This is a genomic window from Marinomonas sp. 63XJN7_7_ISO-PGPR-S23-202 (assembly GCF_056173505.1).
On record NZ_CM149677.1, the window covers coordinates 1,929,345 to 1,948,982 of the forward strand.

A 19,638-nucleotide genomic window follows, 5' to 3' on the forward strand; every position below is an offset into this window, starting at 1 on the left:
ACCCTATTTGGAGGAAGGCCGTTTTCTACTGCTGATCTTCCAGCATGGTGATGAGTCATGAGGTGCCTTCATCACCTGTGTTTGATTTGATATTAAATGCGATTGTCTTATCGTATTTTATTAGGGATAGTTTTTAGTTGATCGATTTGCTCTTCGAGGGTTATATCGGAGGGAAAGTGTAATAGAGTCGCTTTACTTGTTTGAATTTCGTGAATGACTTCAGGTGCGAGTTTGGGCTTCTGGCCGTCAATTTGAATAACCCATTTAGCGCTATGTTTTTTAATCAGTGCGCATAAATCGCTTGGGTAATAAATGGTAATACCATGCATTTGAGTTTTATTCACCCATGGCTCGTCGTCAATAAAGGCAACGATTTTTAAATGAGTATGGGTATTTTGCAAGGCCTGTGCTAGGGCGTAGCTTGGATAGTCGATGCCGACCAAAATAATATGAGTAATCGGTCTTTTGGCGCCAAGTAGGTGAGTAAACCAACGCTTCATTCGTCCCATTGCGCTGTTCTCCAAGATGAAATGTTACGGTCCGAGCGAAGTATTCTAGGCTTTTCGAGCAATGGGTCGCAGCAAGCGATGAACTAGGTACATCACTATGCTAACGACCCTGTTAACTTGATGGGTTTTATCAAGACGAAGAGGTTTTTGTATAGCGCTGTTTAGGGCGACCACCCGTTTTATAGTCGAGTGTCATGGTGACTTGTCCACACTCTTCTAAATATTCAAGGTAGCGTCGTGTGGTAATGCGGCTCAAATTGATCGCATTGCCTACTTCTTCTGCGGTAAAGTCGTTTTCCCCTAATGTCTCTAAATGCTCGTTCAATACTTCGAGTGTTTTTTCATCAATACCTTTTGGGGTTTTTCGTCGATTCGCTAGTGATACTGGCTTACGAAACAGAGCATCGATACCTTCTTGATCAATTTTTCCGGCTCTGGCTAACTGCTTTCTTAAATCAAGGTAGTCTGTTAAAGCTTGTAATACACGAGACATGCGTAGGGGCTTAACCAGATAGTCCATGACACCTAACTGGATGGCTTTTTCTATGGTTGAGGTTTCACGCTCTGCGGTTGTCATGATGAAGGTGCCGTCAAAGTTACGGCTTTTTAATTGACGAATTAAGTCAATGCCATCGCCATCGGGTAGCGTAATATCTACCATGATCAGTTCTGGGGAGAAGGCGTCCGCTTTTAAAAGGGCTTCCGCCACACTCTCGCATACCGCAACGACTTGAAACTCGTTATGCTGGTTTATAGTGTTTTCGAGCACATAGCTGGCTCGAATATCGTCTTCGACGACCATGACAGGAATCATATTCATCTCGTTAGTGCCTGTTTATCTAAATACACGCTAAAGACGGTCGTATGGGCTTCACTACGTTCCCAATCCAAGCTGCCTTGATATTGATCGACAATTTTTTTCACTAGGTATAAGCCGATACCATGCTGTTCTGAGCTGTGTTTACTGCTGATGCCAAAATCCAAAATACGATTTTCTAAATCGTCTGGAATGCCCGCACCGCTGTCTTCTAATTCAATCATAATATGTGCACTGCGGTCACTGATATAGAGACTAATTTCTGGAGGGGTCTGATCGCGATTGGACCAGGCAGCCAGTAGAGCATTATCAATTAAATTACCAAGTAATGTTACTAAATTCTCCGAGACTTGGGCAGGGTAGCCTCCTAAATAGCTGTCAGCATCGATATGAAACTCTACTTTAGAATCAAGCGCTTTGTTCTGCTTGGCAAGGATTAATCCAGCTACAGCGCTGTTTTCAATGGAGTGAATCACTTGTCTGAGAATCTTCTGATACCCGTCGCTTTCTTGTTGCAAATATTCGACGGCATCGTGATAGCGCTCGCTTTGCAACATGCCTGACAAAACATTTAACCGATTAGAATACTCATGGGTTTTAGCACGCAATAAATCTGCGTAGTTTTTTGTGGTAATCAGCTCTTGCTCAAGGGATTTTTCTTCATAGTTAGGGAAAAACACAATCACGTAGCCATATTGGCCTTTTTTGTGATGCATAGGATAAAGGTTAGCGTAAAACGCCACTTTGCCAATATGGAAGTCACGTTTTGATAACTGGCCATTGGCTTCCAGTGCAAAATGTGACAAAGCCTGAGAGTGATTGCTAAGTTGATCCCCGATGACCTGATAGCGACTGGGGATATTTCTGTCGAGCCATTCAACGGCGGTATTATTGATTGTGGTGATCTTTTGGTGGGTGTCGATGGCGATAATGCCATCGCGAATACTATCGAGCAGTAACTCTTGTTCTTTAAACTTCTGGACAATTTCCTCTGGTTCAAGGCTTAAAAAGGTCCGTTTTAGTTTGATGATAAAAAAACCAGCAATAACGATGCCTAGTAAATAGACAAAACCAACGAGAAGGGCCGCTTCTTGCAAGTGTCGATAGATTAGATCCCCTGTTGGCTTCGACAAATAACCAATGCTCACAGCCCCAATGATTTTGCCATTTACACGAATGGGTGTGAAATTTCGAATGGCCATGCCTAAAGAGCCTCGGGCGACATCCGTATAATCACGCCCTTTATCCAGTGCTTCGTAAACATCATTACCTACGAATTTTTTACCTACGCGTGTGGGAATAGGGTGACTCAAACGAATGGCGTGTTTATTTACTACAACAATAAAAGAGGCGTCTGTACTGGAACGTAAGGTCTCAATATAGTGTTCAAGTGAGGTCGGTATACCTGAATTGCTTTGCTGAACGGCTTTAATGACCTTTTCATCGTGGGCCACGACTCGGGCCAGTTCTATGCCTCGCTGACTGATGCCTTCTAGGTAGGTTTGTTTTAAGGAGTAACCAAATACCACACCCACAGCAACCACAATAATGGTAATGGTCGATAATGTGATCAGGGCAAGATAGGACTTTAAGGTCATTCGCGAATCAGGGTAAATAAAAGAAGAAACGCTAGTATACAACATGTACAAATAATGAGTAAGGAGGGAAAAGAGAAGTGAAGTAAAAGAGAGAAGCCGTTACAGGCTTCTCTCTAGGGATGGCTTATTAAGAAGACTTAAGAGAACATTTGGATTACGATCGAAGCCAGAATCAGCATAAATGCACCGCCAATTCGTGATGAGATCTGAGCGAAAGGCATGAGGTTCATACGTTTACACGCAGCCAATACCGCAACATCACCTGTTCCACCCATATTGGCCATACAAAGACCACCAGTAATGGCAGACTCGATAGGGTAAAAGCCCATTAAACGACCCATTAGACCAGCACCAATCATTGCGCCAATCACAGTGGCTAATACAAGAACGAAGTACATGGGTGTTAAGGCATCAAGGATCAAATTAATGTTGGTATAAACCACACCGATACCCACAAGGAGTGCAGGGGTTAAATTGCCAACAACAAATTTAAACCAAGACTGAGCCGCTTGTTCTAGTTCGACAGGCATTAGGTTCAATACTTTAATGATGGCAACAGAAATAATCATCAATGCATATAAAGGCATATCAATGAAACTGTGCAGTAAAGCGCCTAAGAAGAACATGCTAATCGCTAATAGTCCGCCTGTTGCTAGCGTCTTGACGGTAATAGGGGCTTCTTTTTCTGACTCAGGCTCTAGATTGATTTCGCCACGAATTAACTCGCCGTTACCTGTCCAGCTAGGGATGACCGTCCCCAGTTTATTTAGCAAACCACCCATAATGATGGCAATAGCATTACCGATCAGTAGAGCAGGCACCATAGTAGACATCAGTGTGGTAGAGTCGATCCCTGTTGTTGAGTGAAGAATCTGAACCAGTGGTACAGCACCCGCACCCATACCGCCGCCCATGATAGGCAGACCAATGTACATGAATCCGTGGTAGAAACCTTTACCAATCAGCATAGACAGCGTCCCTGTTAGTAAACAAGCGACGGCTGCGGAGGCCAAAATCACTGGAATGTAACGCAGAGCGGCTTTTTTCAAAGTCTCTGTTTTCATGCCGAAAATGGAACCAGTGACCAAACTTGCCACGTAAAACCCTAAGAAACCACCGCTCTTCATAAAAGTCGTCATGGTGTCGATAGAGTTTTGTGGAAATAAGCCGCTGTTGTGGAAAAGGTAAGAAGAACCAAAAATGACAACGATAGCTCCGCCACCGAAATATTGGTTGATAATGGGGGTCCTGTCCCCAATATAATTTAGAATAAAGCCGACAACAGCCATAATGCCCATTGCACCAATGATACCTGAAGGCATTTTACCTAAGTAAGTGGTGATAAGGATAACAGCGCCGACTAGGGCAAACACGATTTTTTGCGCACGAATACTTGATTGTGCCGTCGTAGCATCGGTTAAGATCATGGAGGACTCTCTTTATTTTTCTGTTTGTTTTATTGTGCAGCGAAGTCTACCAATCTTCTGGCTCGGCGGAAGATCTGGGACTTTTTATGAAAGTAAAAAGCGGTTTTGTAAGTTTAGTAATGGGTTTTATATTCGTTTTTAGTCAATTTTGAGGAAGTATATAGAGTCAATCGTAATATTATTTATGGTCAATAAACGAATGGGGTGATTTGCTTTGTCCACAACTAAGACACTAAGGAAGCCCAAATGAAATGCCCATCTTGTCACACCACTAGCAAAAACAAAGCCTTTAAAAATGTTCAAAAAGGCGGAAAAAGAATTGAAGTGCAATGTCCACATTGCGATCAATGGTTGACAATTGACCCCGCAACAATGAAATTCAAATTTGCGGGCTATGCATTAATACTCCTCCCAAGTCTCATAAACTTTTTTATTGATAATGTGCATTACCGATTAATCTTGTCAGTTATCGCATTGTTGGGGGCTTGTCTTGCTGTGTTTGGTGTTGTCCGCACCAAATTGATCCCTATTGAACCGAGTCATGACAGCAAATAAAGTGCCTTAACGACAGGGTTCATAAATGAAAAAATGCTTGAGGTAAACGTTGCTATGGAAGCAAAACAAGTTGTTCTAGCGTATTGGCAGGCCATGAGAAGCAATGATTTCTTTGCCGCTAGCCAATATTTAGCGGAAAATTTTCGTTGTGAATGGCCGCAGAGCAATGAGGTCATTTTAGGGCGAGACAACTTTGCCAATCTCAATAGCCACTATCCTGCTAGCGGGATATGGACCTTTCAACTAAACAGCATCGTCGTTGAAGAGCGCCAAGTTGTTACCGACGTAACCGTCTCAGACGGTACACGAACTGATCGCGCCATTACCTTTCATACCGTCGACATAGAAACTGGGCTTATTGCCAAACAAACCGAATTTTGGCCAGAAAGCTACCCAGCACCAGAATGGCGAGCTCAGTGGGTGGAAAAACTAACTGACAGAGTGTGATAATGGTGAATCCATGAATAAGGAATATGTTTTGTGCACAAGGTATTTGTATTTGGAACATTAAAAGAAGGGTTTCCCAACTTTAAAACGAATAAAGGTATTCGTTATCGAGGAGACTTTGCAACCAAAGAGCGCTACCCGCTATATCTAATCGGCGAACGCTTTTCACCTTGGCTTGTTTTACAGTCCGGTGAAGGCTACCCCGTCAAAGGGCAAGTGTTCGACGTATCAGAAGACGTCTTAACCGAAATGGACGCGTTGGAAAGAATTACCTTTCCAGATGGGTATCGGAAAGTCTGTATTCCTGTGATTTGCCAAGAGTCAGGTGAGGAGATAAGCGTCTGGGCCTATGGCAAACTACCAGCAATGCTGCAAGGAGCTCAGATAATGACAGAGCTATCGGGCGAGTATTGTCTTGAACATGCGGCGTTATATCGTAGTCGACAGGATGAATGATTTGATTAAGTGGTATTTCTAGGGGGAATTCAATGTGGCGGATGTTGCGTTAATCTATTTTTCTAAAACGGACATAACGGCAACGCTAATGTCAGCGGCGCAAAGAGCAATTGAATTGGCAGGGTTGAGTACATTCTCACACTGCATTCAGGGGACTGACATTATCGAAGGCCGATTTATTAAGGCGTCTGTTCTAGATGAGCTGTCTTTATGCCGTGCCGTTATCTTTGGCTCTCCAACCTATATGGGAAATGTATCCGCTCAATTCAAAGCCTTTGCTGATGCAACGAGTGTTTTTTGGACGAATCAGAGCTTATCCGGAAAACTGGCCGCAGGCATTACCTCTGGAACTGGGCTAAATGGTGATCAAACGAATACTTTGCAATATTTTTCTACGCTTTCTAGCCAGCACGGTATGCTTTGGGTCGGTTTAGATGCTTCTTATGGCGAAACAATGGATGTGAACCGACTTGGTTGCCAACTTGGTGTCGTTGCTCAATCCACAAATGGCACCGTCCACCCCCAAGATTTATTATCGGCAGAATTTCTTGCTCATAGAGTGGCGAATCTGACAAAGCGTTTTGTATAACGTTTAGTCCCTTCACTATCCAGCCAAAAGGAGCTCAGTATGATAAAAACAGAATTTACTCGTTTGGTGGGTTGTGATGTCCCCATTCAACAATCCCCAATGGGGAAAGGTACTTCTACACCAAGTTTAGCCTCAGCGGTTGCCAATGCGGGTGGCTTAGGCATGCTGTCGTTAACGGGCTACAGCGGGGAAGTGATAGAAAAGATCGTTCAAGAAACCTATGCTCTGACATCCAAAAAGATTGGGGCGAATTTTCTCTTGTATCAGCCGATTGATATCGAAACGGTGAAAGTTGCTGCTAGGTTGTTGGATGTGGTGGACTTTTTTTTGGCTAAACCAGATAAAAAGCTAGTTGATGTCGCCAAAAAGGCTGGGGCCATCACCAGCTGGCAAGTGGGCTCATTAGAAGAAGCGCTATTGGCCGAAGAGGCGGGCTGTGATTTTATCACCGTACAGTCCATTGAGGCGGGTGGGCACGTCCGTGGTACGATTGATATATTCGCCTTGCTCGATCAAGTGATCGGTGCTGTAAATATCCCTGTTCTTGCTGGTGGTGGCGTTGGTTCGGGAGAATCTCTTGCTGCCGTGTTGACGGCTGGCGCTGCTGGGGTTCGATGCGGGACACGTTTTTTAGCTGCTTATGAAACCGAGGCCCATCCTGATTATGTCGAAGCATTAATTCATGCTAATGCTACCGATACGGTTTATACCGACAAATTTTCTATCGGTTGGCCAGACGCGCCGCATCGAGTGCTTCGTTCTTCTCTTGAATCCGCTATGGCGTTTGAAGGTGACTATGTGGGTACATCCTGTGATCCTATTACGGGTGAAATAAGAAACATTCCAAAATATGCTGCAGTAGAACTCCACAAAGGCATTTCTGGGCATATTGAGGCCATGCCTCATTGGGCAGGGCAGACAGTAGAGTGTATTAAGAAAAGACAAAGCGTGTCAGAGATTATTAATGAAATAATCGATGATGCACAAAGAGCTTTATAGTGTTGATTCCGTATAGGTATAAACACGGTTTTTTCCTTGTCTAATTTTTGTATATGCAGAATTTAGGCGTAAAAGGGTACGCTAGTAAATTATTAAAAAGATCGGGTTGCATGTGTTTGAAGATAACACAGCGGCATATAACTTATACAAGTCAAACGGATATAAAACGACCAATATAGCAATGCAAAAGCTGATTATATAGTCGCCCCTGAATAAGGCTGTTTTAAAAGTGAAACGCCATCTTTGGACTCAGATAATAAGGGAGTTTGAGAGCTGGTCAAAAGTTTGCTAGCAACATATCTTTCAGTGTCCGTGGCTTATATTGGCTGATGCTCTTATCTACACTGAATGTGTTGGTTATTGTTGATATCTAAGATGAATTTAACTACGGTAAAAACGCAAAGGCTAAGACACCTCAAAATCGTTGATTTTTCGTTTACCAAAATCACGAAACCCTTTTATTGTTAAGGGTGATAGGGTCAGTATCAGATAGATTACTCCGATAGCCATAAAAGTGTTGGAAAGTCCACTGAAGCTGACTAATGTGCCGCCAAGTAATCCACCAAATGGTAACAGGGCAAAACAGGCGGCCTGAAAAATAGACATAACCCGACCTGTCATAGCTTTCGGGGTTCTCTCGAATAGCACGGCAAATAAGATCGGGTTGATAAAGCCCGCAGCCAATCCGGCGATTGATAACGTCATAAAAACCATTGGCAGCGGGGCACTAAGAGCAAATACCAAAAAACGGGGAAATCCCGTGAGTAAAAAAGCGATAACGTAGACGGGTAACCTAGGCATACGACTCCCTATAAAGCTAGCGATAATGGAGCCCAGTACTGATGAGCCGGAAAAAGCAGCCAGTACTATTCCTAACATTTCAGTGCCGTAGGCGTTTGTTTTAGCCCACACTGGCATCATCACCACGAAAAAGGCTTGGTCCAGCAAGTTGGTAGCAGCCACCATGAGGACAATGCTGACCAGAACCACATCTTTACGCAAGAAATGCCAGCCTTCCAATAACTCTTTAACATAAGAAGTAATTTTTCCCTCTGTCTGGATGTGTTTGGCGGGAGAAATCAAAGGAATGCCAATGGCGATAATTAGGGCGCTAAAGGTGAAGCCAATGGCATTAATAGCAAGAGCCTGACTTGGTCCCATTAAGGCAATTAATGCTCCTGCTCCAGCGGTACCAATGGTTGATGCGAGTCGTTGAGTGGCTCCAGCCATGCCAGTAAGTCGTTCGAGAGGCATTTTTGTCAGTTCGGCAATATCTGGAACTAGTGAACTTTTGGCTGCATCGGCTGGTCCGCGAAGCAATCCCATCAGAAACACCACAGGAAACAGTATTGGCATACTGAGCTTATCCATCCAATGGAGCAGGGGGATCAATGCTATGATCATGACAGAGAAGGTGTCGCAGAAAACGGCAATTTTTTTTGCCCCGATCCGGTCAATCAAAGGCCCCCCCAGCACTTTGGCAATGACATAAGGAATCATTTCCGTCATGGCGACTAGCCCCGTTAGCACCGGGCTGCCTGTGATGGTTAACACCAACCAAGGAATAGCCATCGACGAGAGCATGGTACTGGAAATTGAAAAAGCCTCGGCTATCAGCAGAGCATAGAAACTGATTTGTTTCCTCATAACGCCTCGTCCTCGTTGCGATAAGGAAGATGTCCGAGATAGGGGAAGGTATGCACCATCATGGAAAATGGCAGCCAATTTTTTGCCGCATCTTCATAAGGCTTTGGCGCATTTTCTAGCGCCTCCAGCAGGAGGCCATCGAGCTTTTTAATCAACTGTTCTGCCCTAGGCGTTCTGCCAGCAAAGAAGCGGTCGTCGGACCATTAATGCGTAGTATCCCTAAAATATTCAGCCGCACAGGATGGGCCAGAGCTTGAAACGCGATGGTATCCGGTACAATCCGAGAGAAAGTGCGTTTTTCATTTGTTAATTCAGGTTTGATAGGCGGCATGGCCGTAGCCTGATTGAGCGACGCTTTGCAGGACTATAAGATTGCAAGCATTTGTTTGCAAATAAATGTGTGCAGATTTTTCGTTGTGATTTAATTTTTTTATATAAAAGGTGGGGCGTTTTGAGGTCAATCAAAAACAGCTCGGCCCTTAGAGCGATGGGCTTACCCAAAGCCGCCATCCCCTCTGTCGTAAATCGTCATGGTGTGGACGTTTCCAAGCATAATTCTGTAAATCACAGCCCGTATCATCGTGGCTGTCATCAGTAGGTTTTTGTCTATATAGGGAACTGACCAAATGCAGCATTATTCAGGCTTTGCGTTGCTGAAGCATAGTTTCAGTCATCATGAAAATTGGCAACGAGTTTGGCGTAACCCAACCCCGAAAAAGAAATACGATGTGATCATCGTTGGCGGTGGCGGTCACGGTTTGGCGACGGCCTATTACCTTGCTAAACAGTTTGGTGTGACCAACGTCGCGGTGATCGAGAAGGGGTTCTTGGGGGGCGGTAATACGGCTCGTAATACCACTATTGTGCGTTCCAACTACTTGTGGGATGAGGCAGCACATTTATACGAGCACGCTATGAAACTCTGGGAAGGCTTGTCTCAGGATTTGAACTATAACGTCATGTTTTCTCAACGTGGTTGTTTGAATCTGGGTCATACTTTACAGGATATGCGTGATATTGAACGACGTGTCAATGCCAACCGCTTAAACGGTATCGATGGAGAGGTGTTGGACGCTAAACAGGTCAAAGAAATTGTCCCTGTATTAGATTGCTCCGAGAACACTCGCTACCCAGTGCTTGGCGCGTCTTGGCAGCCACGAGCTGGGATTGCACGTCACGATGCCGTCGCATGGGGCTTTGCCCGTGGAGCCGATGCTCACGGTGTGGATTTGATCCAACAAACCGAAGTGGAAGATTTGATCATTGAAGACGATACAGTCGTCGGGGTGAGAACCAAACGCTATGGCGATATTAAAGCCGATCGTGTGGGGTGTGTGGTTGCTGGAAATTCCAGTGTGTTAGCGAAGATGGCAGGCTTTGAATTGCCGTTGGAGTCGCACCCTTTGCAAGCCTTAGTGTCTGAGCCGATCAAACCGATTCTCGATACCGTGGTCATGTCTAACCAAGTACATGGTTACGCATCACAATCCGATAAAGGGGATTTGGTGATTGGCGCGGGGATCGATGGTTATAACGGTTACGGCCAGCGGGGATCTTACAGCACCATTGAGCATACGATTCAAGCGATTGTCGAAATGTTCCCAATATTCAGCCGAGTGCGCATGAACCGTCAGTGGGGCGGTATCGTTGATACGACGCCGGATGCTTGCCCTATTATCAGTGAAACCCCCGTCAAAAATCTGTTTTTTAACTGTGGCTGGGGAACGGGTGGTTTTAAAGCCACGCCAGGGTCAGGCAATGTGTTTGCTGCGTCGTTGGCGAAGGGCGAAATGCACCCATTAGCGAAGCCGTTTTCTATGTTTCGTTTTCACGATGGGTCCTTGGTTGACGAACACGGCGCAGCTGGTGTGGCTCACTAGCGCTAGATTTTACGTTTTTATTCTAGTAGGACATTCTGGCAAAGAAAGGTTGGCTGGAAAGGAGAAAGTTCCATGTTGCATATTTATTGTCCTCATTGTGGTGAAAGTCGCGATGAAGAAGAATTTCACCCCGCAGGTCAAGCCCATATAGAACGGCCTAAAGACCCAGATGCGTGCTCAGACAAAGAATGGGGGGAGTTTTTGTATTTTCGTCGTAACCCACGAGGGGTGCACCATGAATTGTGGGTGCATTCGGCAGGCTGTCGTAAGTTCTTTAATATAACGCGTAATACGCAAACCTACGAAATCAAAGAAGTCTACAAGCTTGGTGAACAACCAAGTGTTGTTGCTGAGTAGAGGATTTATTCATGGCTCAACAGACACATAAAGAGACGCGTCGACTTTCCGCTGGCGGTCGTATTGATCGATCCAAACCGATCACCTTTACTTTTAACGACAAACAGTACAAAGGCTACGAAGGCGATACTTTGGCCTCCGCTTTGTTGGCCAATGGCGTGGACATTATCGGACGTAGTTTTAAATACAGCCGACCTCGTGGCATTGTGGCCGCTGGGGCAGAGGAGCCTAACGCGATTATGCAATTGGGTGCCACTGAAGCCACACAAATTCCTAACGTACGTGCGACTCAACAAGCCTTGTATGATGGTTTAGTGTGTAAAGTGACCAATGGCTGGCCCAACGTCGATAACGATTTAATGGGTTGGGTGGGCAAGCTTGGTGGGAAGATGATGCCACCAGGGTTTTACTACAAAACCTTTATGTACCCAAAATCCATGTGGGAAACCTACGAGTCTTATATTCGTAAAGCCGCAGGTCTTGGTCGTTCGCCAAAAGAAAACGACCCTGACCGATATGACAATATGCATCAACATTGCGATGTGCTGGTGGTGGGTGGTGGCCCTGCTGGCTTGATGGCAGCATTGACGGCGGCTCGTGGCGGTGCACGAGTGATTTTAGCGGATGAACAAAACGAATTTGGCGGCAGCTTATTAAGCAGTAAAGAAAGCATTGGCAACAAACCCGCAACAGAATGGGTTGACGACGTCGTCAAAGAGTTGGCCAGCTTTGATAATGTGCAACTGCTCTCTCATGCGACGGTGAATGGTTATCACGATCATAACTTTTTGACCATTCATCAACACTTAACAGATCAGTCTTTTGACAAAGCGCCCAATGGACAAATTTGTCAGCGTTTGCATCGTGTGCGTGCCAAGTGGGTTGTCTTGGCGACGGGTGCACATGAGCGTCCTTTGGTTTATGGCAATAATGATGTGCCTGGCTGTATGGTTGCCAATGCCGTATCCACCTACATTCAGCGTTACGGCGTCGTACCAGGTAAGGACTTGGTTCTGATGACCACCAATGATAATGCCTATCGTGCGGCGTTAGATTGGCATGATGCTGGCCACAATGTGGTGGCGATTGTTGATACCCGTAAGAATCCAAAAGGTGCTTTGGTCGAAGCGGCTCGTGAACGTGGTATGACGGTGATGCTCGGTTCTGGTGTAGTGGATGTGCAAGGCAGCAAACGTGTCACTGGTGTCTCTATTGCCAAGCTTAATGAGGCGGGTGATCAAGTAGAGGGGTCGGTGATTGAAGTAAAAGCGGATACCGTTGCCAGCTCTGGCGGCTGGAGCCCTGTTATTCATTTATCTTGCCATACTGGCTCAAGACCCGTGTGGAGTGATGAGGTGGTTGGCTTTTTGCCTGGACCAAGTCAGCAACAGCAATTAACAGCGGGCGCGATTAATGGCGCTTACTCAACGGCTGCGGCACTTGAGCAAGGTATGAATGCCGCGCAATCGGCGTTAGAAAAATTGACGATGAAAACAGCCGATGTGAGTGTTCCCGAAACGGAAACCTTGAATGAGGCTGAGCCTATGGCCTTGTTTCATATTCCGCATCCAAAACCGACTCACAAAGCGCCTAAGCAATTTGTCGATTTGCAAAATGATGTGACCGCTGCGGGTATTGAGTTGGCTTGTCGAGAAGGGTTTGAATCCATCGAACACGTTAAACGCTACACTGCGATGGGGTTTGGTACCGATCAAGGTAAGCTGGGCAATATCAACGGCATGGCGATTGCGGCGAAATACTTGAAGCAATCCATTCCAGAAACGGGGACAACAATCTTCCGTCCGAATTACACCCCAGTGACCTTTGGGGCGATTGCTGGACGTGATTGTGGCGAGTTGTTTGAACCAAAACGCTACACCGCTATGCATCAATGGCATATGGAGCATGGTGCGAAGTTTGAAGACGTTGGTCAGTGGAAACGCCCATGGTATTACCCAAAAGCAGGGGAAACCATGCAAGAAGCGTTGAACCGAGAGTGCTTAGCGACTCGTGAGTCGGTGGGTATCTTGGATGCGTCTACGCTGGGGAAAATTGATATTCAAGGTAAAGACGCTCGTGAGTTCTTAGGCCGTGTGTATACCAATGCTTGGGCGAAACTGGCGGTGGGCAAATGTCGTTACGGTTTGATGTGTGGCGAAGACGGTATGGTCTTTGACGACGGGGTAACCTCTTGCTTAGCGGAAAATCATTTCTTAATGACAACCACAACCGGTGGGGCAGCCCATGTGTTGTCGTGGCTAGAGCTTTACCATCAAACAGAATGGCCAGAACTGGAAGTATATTTTACCAGTGTAACGGATCATTGGGCGACCATGACCATCTCTGGTCCGAACAGCCGTCGCTTATTAGAAACCCTGACGGATGGGGATGTATCCAAAGAAAGCATGTCCTTTATGGATTGGAGAGCCATGACCGTTGCTGGTGTACCGGCTCGAGTGTTCCGTATCTCCTTCACTGGGGAGCTGTCTTTCGAGATCAACGTTCAAGCTAATTACGGTATGCACGTTTGGAAAGCTTTGTTTGAACAGGGTAAACAGTTCAACTTAACGCCTTATGGTACAGAAACCATGCACATCTTGCGTGCGGAGAAAGGCTTTATTATTGCCGGTCAAGATACCGATGGCTCAGTGCACCCATTTGATTTGGGTATGCCTTGGGCGGTGTCCATGCAAAAACCGTTTAGCTTTATCGGCAAACGTGGCATGCAGCGTGAAGACTGTGTCAGAAAAGATCGCAAGCAATTAGTGGGTTTAAAGACCACAGATCCAAGTGTGGTGCTACCAGAAGGTGCACAAGGGGTATTCGACCCGAAAGCGTCTATTCCTATGCCGATGGTAGGGCATGTGTCATCCAGTTATTGGAGTGCCAATTTAGGTCGCTCTGTCGCCATGGGATTTGTGAAAGGCGGTCACGATAAAATGGGGCAAAAAGTCTATTACCCCTTGGTTGATGGCCGTGTTGTCGAAGCGGAAATATGCAGCCCAGTATTTTTAGATCCAAAGGGGGAGCGCCAAAATGTCTGATGCAATGCTTAATGAACAAGTAGAGGCGACGAAAGGCAAAATGGTGATGAATCAAATCCCAGCCGATATCGTTGGAGAAAGTCCATTACACCATGCGGATTTAGAGACGCTGGCAAGTCGTGGGCAAGGCCAAGGTGGAGTGCATCTTAAAGAGAAGTCGCTGCAAGGTTTACTGATCCTACGGGCCAAGCCTGATGAGGCTCAATTGGCAGAAATCGAAAGCGTACTGGGTGTGGCTTTACCAACGACACCACTGACCAGTGTGGAGAAATCGGGTGAAAAAGGCGATATCAGCGTACGTTGGGTATCGCCTGATGAATGGTTTATCGTCGTACCTGCGACGACCGCGTTTCAATTGGAAAGCGATTTTCAAACCTCTGTCTCAGGGCATTATTCCTTAGTGAATGTGAGTGGTGGTTACACTATCTTGCAACTCTCTGGCGACAATGTGGTTGATGTACTGAAAAAATCAACGCCAATTGATGTTCACCCGAGTGTTTTCCCTGTTGGTAAGGTGGTGTCCAGTGTGTTTGCCAAAAGTGGCGCAATGATGTTGCGCCGCACTGGCGACAACGCATTTGAACTCATTATAAGACGTAGCTTCGCGGACTATATCTGGTTATGGCTTCAAGATGCCAGCATGGAATATGGTCTTGTGATCGAGGCCTGATATCAAACTTTGGTCGTATTTAACACTTTTTATCTGAGAGACTCTTATGACAACAAAAATCGCCCCTTGGATTTTTACTGCTAGCTGTCCAAGTATTATTGGTACCGTTGACGTGGTTACCCGCTATATGGCGGAATCGGGTCATTATGTAGATGAAATTCACTCCTTTGATGATAGAGAATCAGGGCGATTTTTTATTCGTGTTGAGTTTTTACCTAAAAAAGAAGGGTTTAGTGCCAGTGTATTCGATCAGGAGTTTTCGGCACGAGCAAAAGACTTCAACATGGAATGGACACTGACTGAGCCAAACCATCGTCCTCGTGTGGCGATCATGGTTTCAAAATACGACCATTGTTTGAACGATTTGCTCTATCGTTTTCGAACTGGGCAGTTGAACATTGATGTGACGGTGATTATCTCAAATCACCCGGATTTAGAAGAGCTCGCTAAATGGCATCGCATCCCGTATTACCATTTGCCCATCACAGCGGAAACCAAACTAGAGCAAGAGGCACAAGTAAAGAGTTTGATCGAGCAATACGATACTGAGCTGGTGGTTCTCGCCCGCTATATGCAAGTATTGTCTCCTGACATGTGTGAATACTTGGATGGCCGGGCGATTAATATTCACCATTCTCTATTGCCTGGTTTTAAGGGGGCTCGCCCCTATCACCAAGCGTGGGAAAAAGGGGTGAAAATGGTGGGTGCCACGGCCCATTACGTGAACAACGATTTAGATGAAGGGCCGATCATCACCCAAGGTATCCAAGTTGTGAATCACGCTCACTATGTGGAAGATCTGGTGGCAAAAGGTCAAGATATTGAACGTGTTACTTTGTTTAATGCGGTGAAATGTCATATCGAAAAACGTGTGTTTTTGAATGGTAAGCGGACAGTTGTGTTTGGTGGGTAAGCGTTTAGGATTGAACTAACATTCTTTTTTATTGTTAAGATTCGCTTCAGAAAGGAATGTTAACGTCTATTCAGCTATTAATTTTATAGCTTAATAGACTGGAGGAGAAACAATGAATGTTAGTTCAAACATGAGCTCATCATCTATGAGTACAGTGAGTACCCCGAAAGCCCATTATTCTGCGCAAGAAGTTAACGAGTCAACCTCAGCCCCAGAGCGTGATGGTGACAGTGATGATCACAATGTTAGTAAGGTTCAAGCAAGCTCGCCTACTCGTAACTTGAGTGGGCAATCTATTGGACAGCGTATCAATGTTGTTGCTTAGGCGCTTGCGTATTGGCTTTGATACAGCCTTTAAATGTATGAGTAAAGGTCTGAGACCTGCGACATTAAGCATGTTATTAAGGCCTAGAAGGCTGAACTGAATCCTCATAGAAAATCCGATATCATTGCTGATATCGGATTTTCTCATTTATTCAGTCAACAATTAGCGGCTTAATTGAGCAATTTTCCTTTGAGTAAATAAGGCTCAGTCATTTTTGTTAGCAATGAAAATGATGTTTTAACTTCGATTTAATCTGATTCCAAAACTCTCTATCAAATTATCTGTCTGGCGCTTTCTTCGATCTTATCCAGTAACTCCAGTAATTTTTTTCGATCAGACTCCGCGAGTGATTTTAGCAGTAAGGCTTCAGTCGACTCGGCAAAAAGAGTCACGCGCTCATAATTTTCTCGGCCAGCGTCGGTGAGGGAAAATTCCACCAAACGACGATCTTGTTCATTGACTATTTTTTTGACCCAACCCTTGTTGCAAAGATTGCTTCCAGCACGTGAGGCGGCGACTCTGGCTAAGCCAATGGACTTTTCTAGATCTCTGACAGAAAGCTTATCATGACGACCTAGATGTGTCAGAACACGCCATTCAGGAATGCTCAAACCAAATTGTTTTCGATATTTGCGGGCCAAGGCCTCAGAGGTTTTTTGGGCCGCCTGATTAAGACGATATGGAATAAAGCTATTGAGATCAAACATGTCCTACCTTCTAACACGCAAACAGAGAGTCTAACGATAAAATATTGTTGGGCATTGTATAGGGTTTCTTTGAACTTCTCCTTAAGAAGAGTGACGAAAAATCGCTTGACTCATTTCATTTGAAATGATTTTATGGTTTTTCATTCGCTATGTTGAGCTCAGTTATGTTCTATCTCAGCGGCTTTAGAAATCATCATTCGACTGAGGCACTGTCTGGTGTGTTGCCAATTGGGCAGAACAGTCCTCAGCGTTGCCCATTTGGTTTGTATGCGGAGCAGATTAGTGGTTCGTCTTTTACGGCAGGCCAAGGGCATAATTTACGCAGTTGGTTGTATCGCATCCGACCAAGCGTTGCCCATCGCGCTGATGGAAAAAGGGTGGGGGTCACTAACTGGGTATCCCAAGCCGATGAGAGCAATACACACATTGCGTTTGATCCCCTTAGATGGTGTCCATTAGCCGACGTTGCAGGGCATTGGGTGCAATCGGTACGTACCTTGACCATTGCTGGGGGAGCGACATCTCAAACGGGCATGTCCGCGAGTATTACTACCCTGAATCCAGAACAGCAACCCGTCTTTCAAAACCATGATGCCGAAATGCTTGTGATGCCGATCAGTGCGGCGATAACCTTGCGTACCGAATTTGGCGTATTAGAAGTTGAGGTTGGTCATCTCGCGGTTATCCCGCGTTCTGCTTTTGTCGAGTTTATCGGTGAACAGACGACCCAGCTGTATTTGTTAGAAAATTATGGGACCCCTTTTGAATTACCTCATCGTGGTGCTATCGGGGCCAATGGTCTAGCGAATGAACGTGACTTTGAATACCCTGTGGCGAACTATATTGAACAACCCATCAACACATGGGTGATCGAAAAACGAGAAGGGGACTTTCGTGAATTTACCCTTGATCACTCTCCATTCGATGTCCTAGGCTGGCATGGAAATCACGCGCCTTATCGCTATGATTTGAGGCGTTTTAATACGCTAGGCTCCATCAGCTATGATCATCCTGATCCTTCTATCTTTACCGTATTGAGTTCACCTGGCTTACGAGCAGGCGTGGCGAATATTGATGTCGTGGTATTTGGTAACCGCTGGTTAGTGGCGGACAATACCTTTAGGCCGCCTTGGTATCATCGTAATGTTATGTCCGAGTTTATGGGGCTGATTTATGGGGTGTATGATGCGAAGCCGAATGGCTTTCTCCCAGGTGGCGCCAGTCTTCATAACGCTGGGGCACCCCATGGGCCTGACCATGAGGCTTATACCAAAGCGTCCACATCGTCATTGGCTCCAAACAAATTAGAGGGTACGCTTGCCTTTATGTTTGAAACGAGTGCCCCACAACGTATGACAACATTTGCTGCCAATGCCCCAGAACGACAAAAAGACTACGTAGAATGCTGGGAATCTATTCAGCCTGCTCGTCTATCGGATAGTCATCATGATTAACCCTGCTGGTGGCCGCTTATCATTATCCATCGCGCTCCACTTGTCCCGTAGTGTCCGTGGCATGGCGATGCCTCCCCCTATAAAGATCTGAAAACACTATTTGCACTGCATGAAGCACAATTATCCAAATACTTAAATAGGAATGCAGAAATGACAGATCTGTTTGATAATCCGGTTGGTTTAAATGGTTTTGAGTTTGTTGAGTTCTCCGGCCCTAATCCAGACAAAATCACAGAGGTGTTTCGTCTCCTAGGGTTTGAGTTGGTCGCAACACATCGTTCGAAAGACGTGGCGCTTTACCGCCAAGGTGGCATCAACTTTATCTTAAATAAAGAAAAAGCCAGCGAGGCTTACTATTTTGGTCAGGAGCATGGTAATGCGGCATCAGGTATGGCGTTTCGGGTAAGAAACTCCCATGAAGCCTATCGTTATGTGCTCTCGAAAGGGGCTAAGCCAATGGAGATTCCGACCGGCCCCATGGAACTTAGGTTGCCTGCTATTAAAGGCATTGGGGGAGCTCCTATCTATCTGATTGACCGTTACGAAGAAGGGGCGTCAATCTATGATATTGATTTCGAGTTCTTACCCGGGGTGGATCGGCATCCTAAAGGTCACGGTTTTTATGAGATCGATCACCTGACACATAATGTTTATAAAGGTCGTATGGCACACTGGAGTCATTTTTATGAGTCCTTGTTTAACTTTCGGGAAATTCGTTACTTTGATATCAAAGGCGAATATACCGGTCTAACCTCACGGGCCATGACCGCGCCGGATGGTAAAATTCGTATTCCGTTGAATGAAGAGGCATCCAATGGTACGGGACAAATTGAAGAGTTTCTTATGTCATTCAATGGGGAAGGAATTCAACATATCGCCCTGCGAACAGAAGACTTATTCGCCAGTGTTGACTCACTGCGTGCCAGTGGAATTGAGCTGATGACCGCCCCGCCAGATACCTATTACGAGATGCTTGAAGAGCGCTTACCCGGTCATGGTGAAGCGGTAAATGAGCTAAAAAGTCGTGGTATTTTACTCGATGGCACAACAGAAACCGCTCCTCGTTTATTGCTGCAAATATTCTCGACGAATCAGCTAGGTCCTGTCTTTTTTGAGTTTATCCAGCGCAAAGGGGACGATGGCTTCGGCGAAGGTAACTTTAAGGCTTTATTTGAGTCAATTGAGCGAGATCAAGTGGCCCGTGGGGTTGTCGGGAACCAAGCATAACAATCAGGTTCAAGGTT

21 protein-coding genes are annotated in these 19,638 nt (G+C 45.6%); 13 read left to right on the plus strand and 8 right to left on the minus strand.

Annotated features, from left to right (window positions below):
• Positions 1–107 precede the first annotated feature (107 nt).
• From AC0VYG_RS08915 to AC0VYG_RS08930, 4 genes are all read right to left on the minus strand, one after another.
• Positions 108–509, minus strand: coding sequence for a nucleoside-diphosphate sugar epimerase/dehydratase (locus tag AC0VYG_RS08915; protein ID WP_475431958.1), 402 nt, complete (start codon positions 507–509; stop codon positions 108–110).
• 130 nt (positions 510–639) lie between these two features.
• Positions 640–1,329, minus strand: coding sequence for a response regulator (locus tag AC0VYG_RS08920; protein ID WP_475431959.1), 690 nt, complete (start codon positions 1,327–1,329; stop codon positions 640–642).
• Complete coding sequence (locus AC0VYG_RS08925) at positions 1,326–2,924, minus strand: ATP-binding protein (protein ID WP_475431960.1); 1,599 nt, start codon at positions 2,922–2,924, stop codon at positions 1,326–1,328. The genes AC0VYG_RS08920 and AC0VYG_RS08925 overlap by 4 nt, the downstream gene beginning before the upstream one ends.
• A gap of 137 nt (positions 2,925–3,061) precedes the next feature.
• On the minus strand, positions 3,062–4,351 hold the full coding sequence (locus AC0VYG_RS08930) for a 2-hydroxycarboxylate transporter family protein (protein ID WP_475431961.1): 1,290 nt from the start codon (positions 4,349–4,351) through the stop codon (positions 3,062–3,064).
• Between the two features lie 246 nt (positions 4,352–4,597).
• On the opposite strand from AC0VYG_RS08930, the gene AC0VYG_RS08935 reads away from it, so the two are divergent.
• From AC0VYG_RS08935 to AC0VYG_RS08955, 5 genes are read left to right on the plus strand one after another with little or no spacing between them, the layout of a single operon-like run.
• On the plus strand, positions 4,598–4,906 hold the full coding sequence (locus AC0VYG_RS08935) for a TFIIB-type zinc ribbon-containing protein (RefSeq protein ID WP_475431962.1): 309 nt from the start codon (positions 4,598–4,600) through the stop codon (positions 4,904–4,906).
• A 54-nt stretch (positions 4,907–4,960) separates the two neighbouring features.
• A complete protein-coding gene (locus AC0VYG_RS08940; RefSeq protein ID WP_475431963.1) occupies positions 4,961–5,353 on the plus strand; it encodes a nuclear transport factor 2 family protein in 393 nt (130 codons plus the stop codon).
• Positions 5,354–5,386: 33 nt separating this feature from the next.
• Positions 5,387–5,809 (plus strand): gamma-glutamylcyclotransferase family protein, encoded by a 423-nt coding sequence (locus AC0VYG_RS08945; protein WP_475431964.1) that lies wholly within the window; start codon positions 5,387–5,389, stop codon positions 5,807–5,809.
• A gap of 34 nt (positions 5,810–5,843) precedes the next feature.
• Positions 5,844–6,398, plus strand: a complete 555-nt coding sequence (locus AC0VYG_RS08950; RefSeq protein WP_475431965.1) for a flavodoxin family protein — start codon at positions 5,844–5,846, stop codon at positions 6,396–6,398.
• A gap of 39 nt (positions 6,399–6,437) precedes the next feature.
• Entirely contained in the window at positions 6,438–7,397 is a 960-nt protein-coding gene (locus AC0VYG_RS08955; protein WP_475431966.1) for an NAD(P)H-dependent flavin oxidoreductase, read from the plus strand.
• Between the two features lie 405 nt (positions 7,398–7,802).
• On the opposite strand, the gene AC0VYG_RS08960 is transcribed toward AC0VYG_RS08955, so the two are convergent.
• The 3 genes from AC0VYG_RS08960 to AC0VYG_RS08970 are packed head-to-tail and all read right to left on the minus strand — an operon-like array spanning position 7,803 to position 9,375.
• A complete protein-coding gene (locus AC0VYG_RS08960; RefSeq protein WP_475431967.1) occupies positions 7,803–9,044 on the minus strand; it encodes an MFS transporter in 1,242 nt (413 codons plus the stop codon).
• Positions 9,041–9,199 carry a hypothetical protein gene (locus AC0VYG_RS08965; RefSeq protein ID WP_475431968.1) on the minus strand — a complete coding sequence of 53 codons (159 nt, stop codon included), beginning with the start codon at positions 9,197–9,199 and terminating at the stop codon, positions 9,041–9,043. Before AC0VYG_RS08965 ends, AC0VYG_RS08960 begins: the two co-directional genes overlap by 4 nt.
• Positions 9,196–9,375: a winged helix-turn-helix domain-containing protein gene (locus AC0VYG_RS08970; RefSeq protein ID WP_475431969.1), complete on the minus strand. Its 180-nt coding sequence runs from the start codon at positions 9,373–9,375 to the stop codon at positions 9,196–9,198. Before AC0VYG_RS08970 ends, AC0VYG_RS08965 begins: the two co-directional genes overlap by 4 nt.
• A 295-nt stretch (positions 9,376–9,670) precedes the next feature.
• Here AC0VYG_RS08970 and AC0VYG_RS08975 point away from each other — a divergent pair, with 295 nt between their 5' ends.
• The 6 genes from AC0VYG_RS08975 (at position 9,671) to AC0VYG_RS09000 (ending at position 16,233) form a co-directional block, all read left to right on the plus strand.
• Positions 9,671–10,924, plus strand: coding sequence for a sarcosine oxidase subunit beta family protein (locus AC0VYG_RS08975; RefSeq protein ID WP_475431970.1), 1,254 nt, complete (start codon positions 9,671–9,673; stop codon positions 10,922–10,924).
• 72 nt (positions 10,925–10,996) lie between these two features.
• Positions 10,997–11,281: a sarcosine oxidase subunit delta gene (locus tag AC0VYG_RS08980; protein WP_475431971.1), complete on the plus strand. Its 285-nt coding sequence runs from the start codon at positions 10,997–10,999 to the stop codon at positions 11,279–11,281.
• A gap of 11 nt (positions 11,282–11,292) precedes the next feature.
• Complete coding sequence (locus tag AC0VYG_RS08985; protein ID WP_475431972.1) at positions 11,293–14,325, plus strand: sarcosine oxidase subunit alpha; 3,033 nt, start codon at positions 11,293–11,295, stop codon at positions 14,323–14,325.
• Entirely contained in the window at positions 14,318–14,995 is a 678-nt protein-coding gene (locus AC0VYG_RS08990) for a sarcosine oxidase subunit gamma (RefSeq protein ID WP_475431973.1), read from the plus strand. Before AC0VYG_RS08985 ends, AC0VYG_RS08990 begins: the two co-directional genes overlap by 8 nt.
• 46 nt (positions 14,996–15,041) lie before the next feature.
• On the plus strand, positions 15,042–15,908 hold the full coding sequence (gene purU / locus AC0VYG_RS08995) for a formyltetrahydrofolate deformylase (RefSeq protein WP_475431974.1): 867 nt from the start codon (positions 15,042–15,044) through the stop codon (positions 15,906–15,908).
• 112 nt (positions 15,909–16,020) lie between these two features.
• Entirely contained in the window at positions 16,021–16,233 is a 213-nt protein-coding gene (locus tag AC0VYG_RS09000) for a hypothetical protein (RefSeq protein WP_475431975.1), read from the plus strand.
• Between the two features lie 272 nt (positions 16,234–16,505).
• Here the strand turns inward: AC0VYG_RS09000 and AC0VYG_RS09005 are convergent, their stop codons facing one another.
• Positions 16,506–16,940, minus strand: a complete 435-nt coding sequence (locus tag AC0VYG_RS09005; protein WP_475431976.1) for a MarR family winged helix-turn-helix transcriptional regulator — start codon at positions 16,938–16,940, stop codon at positions 16,506–16,508.
• Between the two features lie 164 nt (positions 16,941–17,104).
• Here AC0VYG_RS09005 and hmgA point away from each other — a divergent pair, with 164 nt between their 5' ends.
• Entirely contained in the window at positions 17,105–18,394 is a 1,290-nt protein-coding gene (gene hmgA, locus AC0VYG_RS09010; protein ID WP_475431977.1) for a homogentisate 1,2-dioxygenase, read from the plus strand.
• A 150-nt stretch (positions 18,395–18,544) separates the two neighbouring features.
• Positions 18,545–19,621, plus strand: coding sequence for a 4-hydroxyphenylpyruvate dioxygenase (gene hppD, locus AC0VYG_RS09015; protein ID WP_475431978.1), 1,077 nt, complete (start codon positions 18,545–18,547; stop codon positions 19,619–19,621).
• Positions 19,622–19,638: the final 17 nt, after the last annotated feature.

Excerpts from the sequence above, each read along its gene's own strand:
- AC0VYG_RS08915 (WP_475431958.1), bottom strand. The coding sequence starts at position 509 with ATGGGACGAATGAAGCGTTGGTTTACTCACCTACTTGGCGCCAAAAGA.
- AC0VYG_RS08920 (WP_475431959.1), bottom strand. The coding sequence starts at position 1,329 with ATGAATATGATTCCTGTCATGGTCGTCGAAGACGATATTCGAGCCAGC.
- AC0VYG_RS08925 (WP_475431960.1), bottom strand. The coding sequence starts at position 2,924 with ATGACCTTAAAGTCCTATCTTGCCCTGATCACATTATCGACCATTACC.
- AC0VYG_RS08930 (WP_475431961.1), bottom strand. The coding sequence starts at position 4,351 with ATGATCTTAACCGATGCTACGACGGCACAATCAAGTATTCGTGCGCAA.
- AC0VYG_RS08935 (WP_475431962.1), top strand. The coding sequence starts at position 4,598 with ATGAAATGCCCATCTTGTCACACCACTAGCAAAAACAAAGCCTTTAAA.
- AC0VYG_RS08940 (WP_475431963.1), top strand. The coding sequence starts at position 4,961 with ATGGAAGCAAAACAAGTTGTTCTAGCGTATTGGCAGGCCATGAGAAGC.
- AC0VYG_RS08955 (WP_475431966.1), top strand. The coding sequence starts at position 6,438 with ATGATAAAAACAGAATTTACTCGTTTGGTGGGTTGTGATGTCCCCATT.
- AC0VYG_RS08960 (WP_475431967.1), bottom strand. The coding sequence starts at position 9,044 with ATGAGGAAACAAATCAGTTTCTATGCTCTGCTGATAGCCGAGGCTTTT.
- AC0VYG_RS08970 (WP_475431969.1), bottom strand. The coding sequence starts at position 9,375 with ATGCCGCCTATCAAACCTGAATTAACAAATGAAAAACGCACTTTCTCT.
- AC0VYG_RS08975 (WP_475431970.1), top strand. The coding sequence starts at position 9,671 with ATGCAGCATTATTCAGGCTTTGCGTTGCTGAAGCATAGTTTCAGTCAT.
- AC0VYG_RS08980 (WP_475431971.1), top strand. The coding sequence starts at position 10,997 with ATGTTGCATATTTATTGTCCTCATTGTGGTGAAAGTCGCGATGAAGAA.
- AC0VYG_RS08985 (WP_475431972.1), top strand. The coding sequence starts at position 11,293 with ATGGCTCAACAGACACATAAAGAGACGCGTCGACTTTCCGCTGGCGGT.
- AC0VYG_RS08990 (WP_475431973.1), top strand. The coding sequence starts at position 14,318 with ATGTCTGATGCAATGCTTAATGAACAAGTAGAGGCGACGAAAGGCAAA.
- purU (WP_475431974.1), top strand. The coding sequence starts at position 15,042 with ATGACAACAAAAATCGCCCCTTGGATTTTTACTGCTAGCTGTCCAAGT.
- AC0VYG_RS09000 (WP_475431975.1), top strand. The coding sequence starts at position 16,021 with ATGAATGTTAGTTCAAACATGAGCTCATCATCTATGAGTACAGTGAGT.
- AC0VYG_RS09005 (WP_475431976.1), bottom strand. The coding sequence starts at position 16,940 with ATGTTTGATCTCAATAGCTTTATTCCATATCGTCTTAATCAGGCGGCC.
- hmgA (WP_475431977.1), top strand. The coding sequence starts at position 17,105 with ATGTTCTATCTCAGCGGCTTTAGAAATCATCATTCGACTGAGGCACTG.
- hppD (WP_475431978.1), top strand. The coding sequence starts at position 18,545 with ATGACAGATCTGTTTGATAATCCGGTTGGTTTAAATGGTTTTGAGTTT.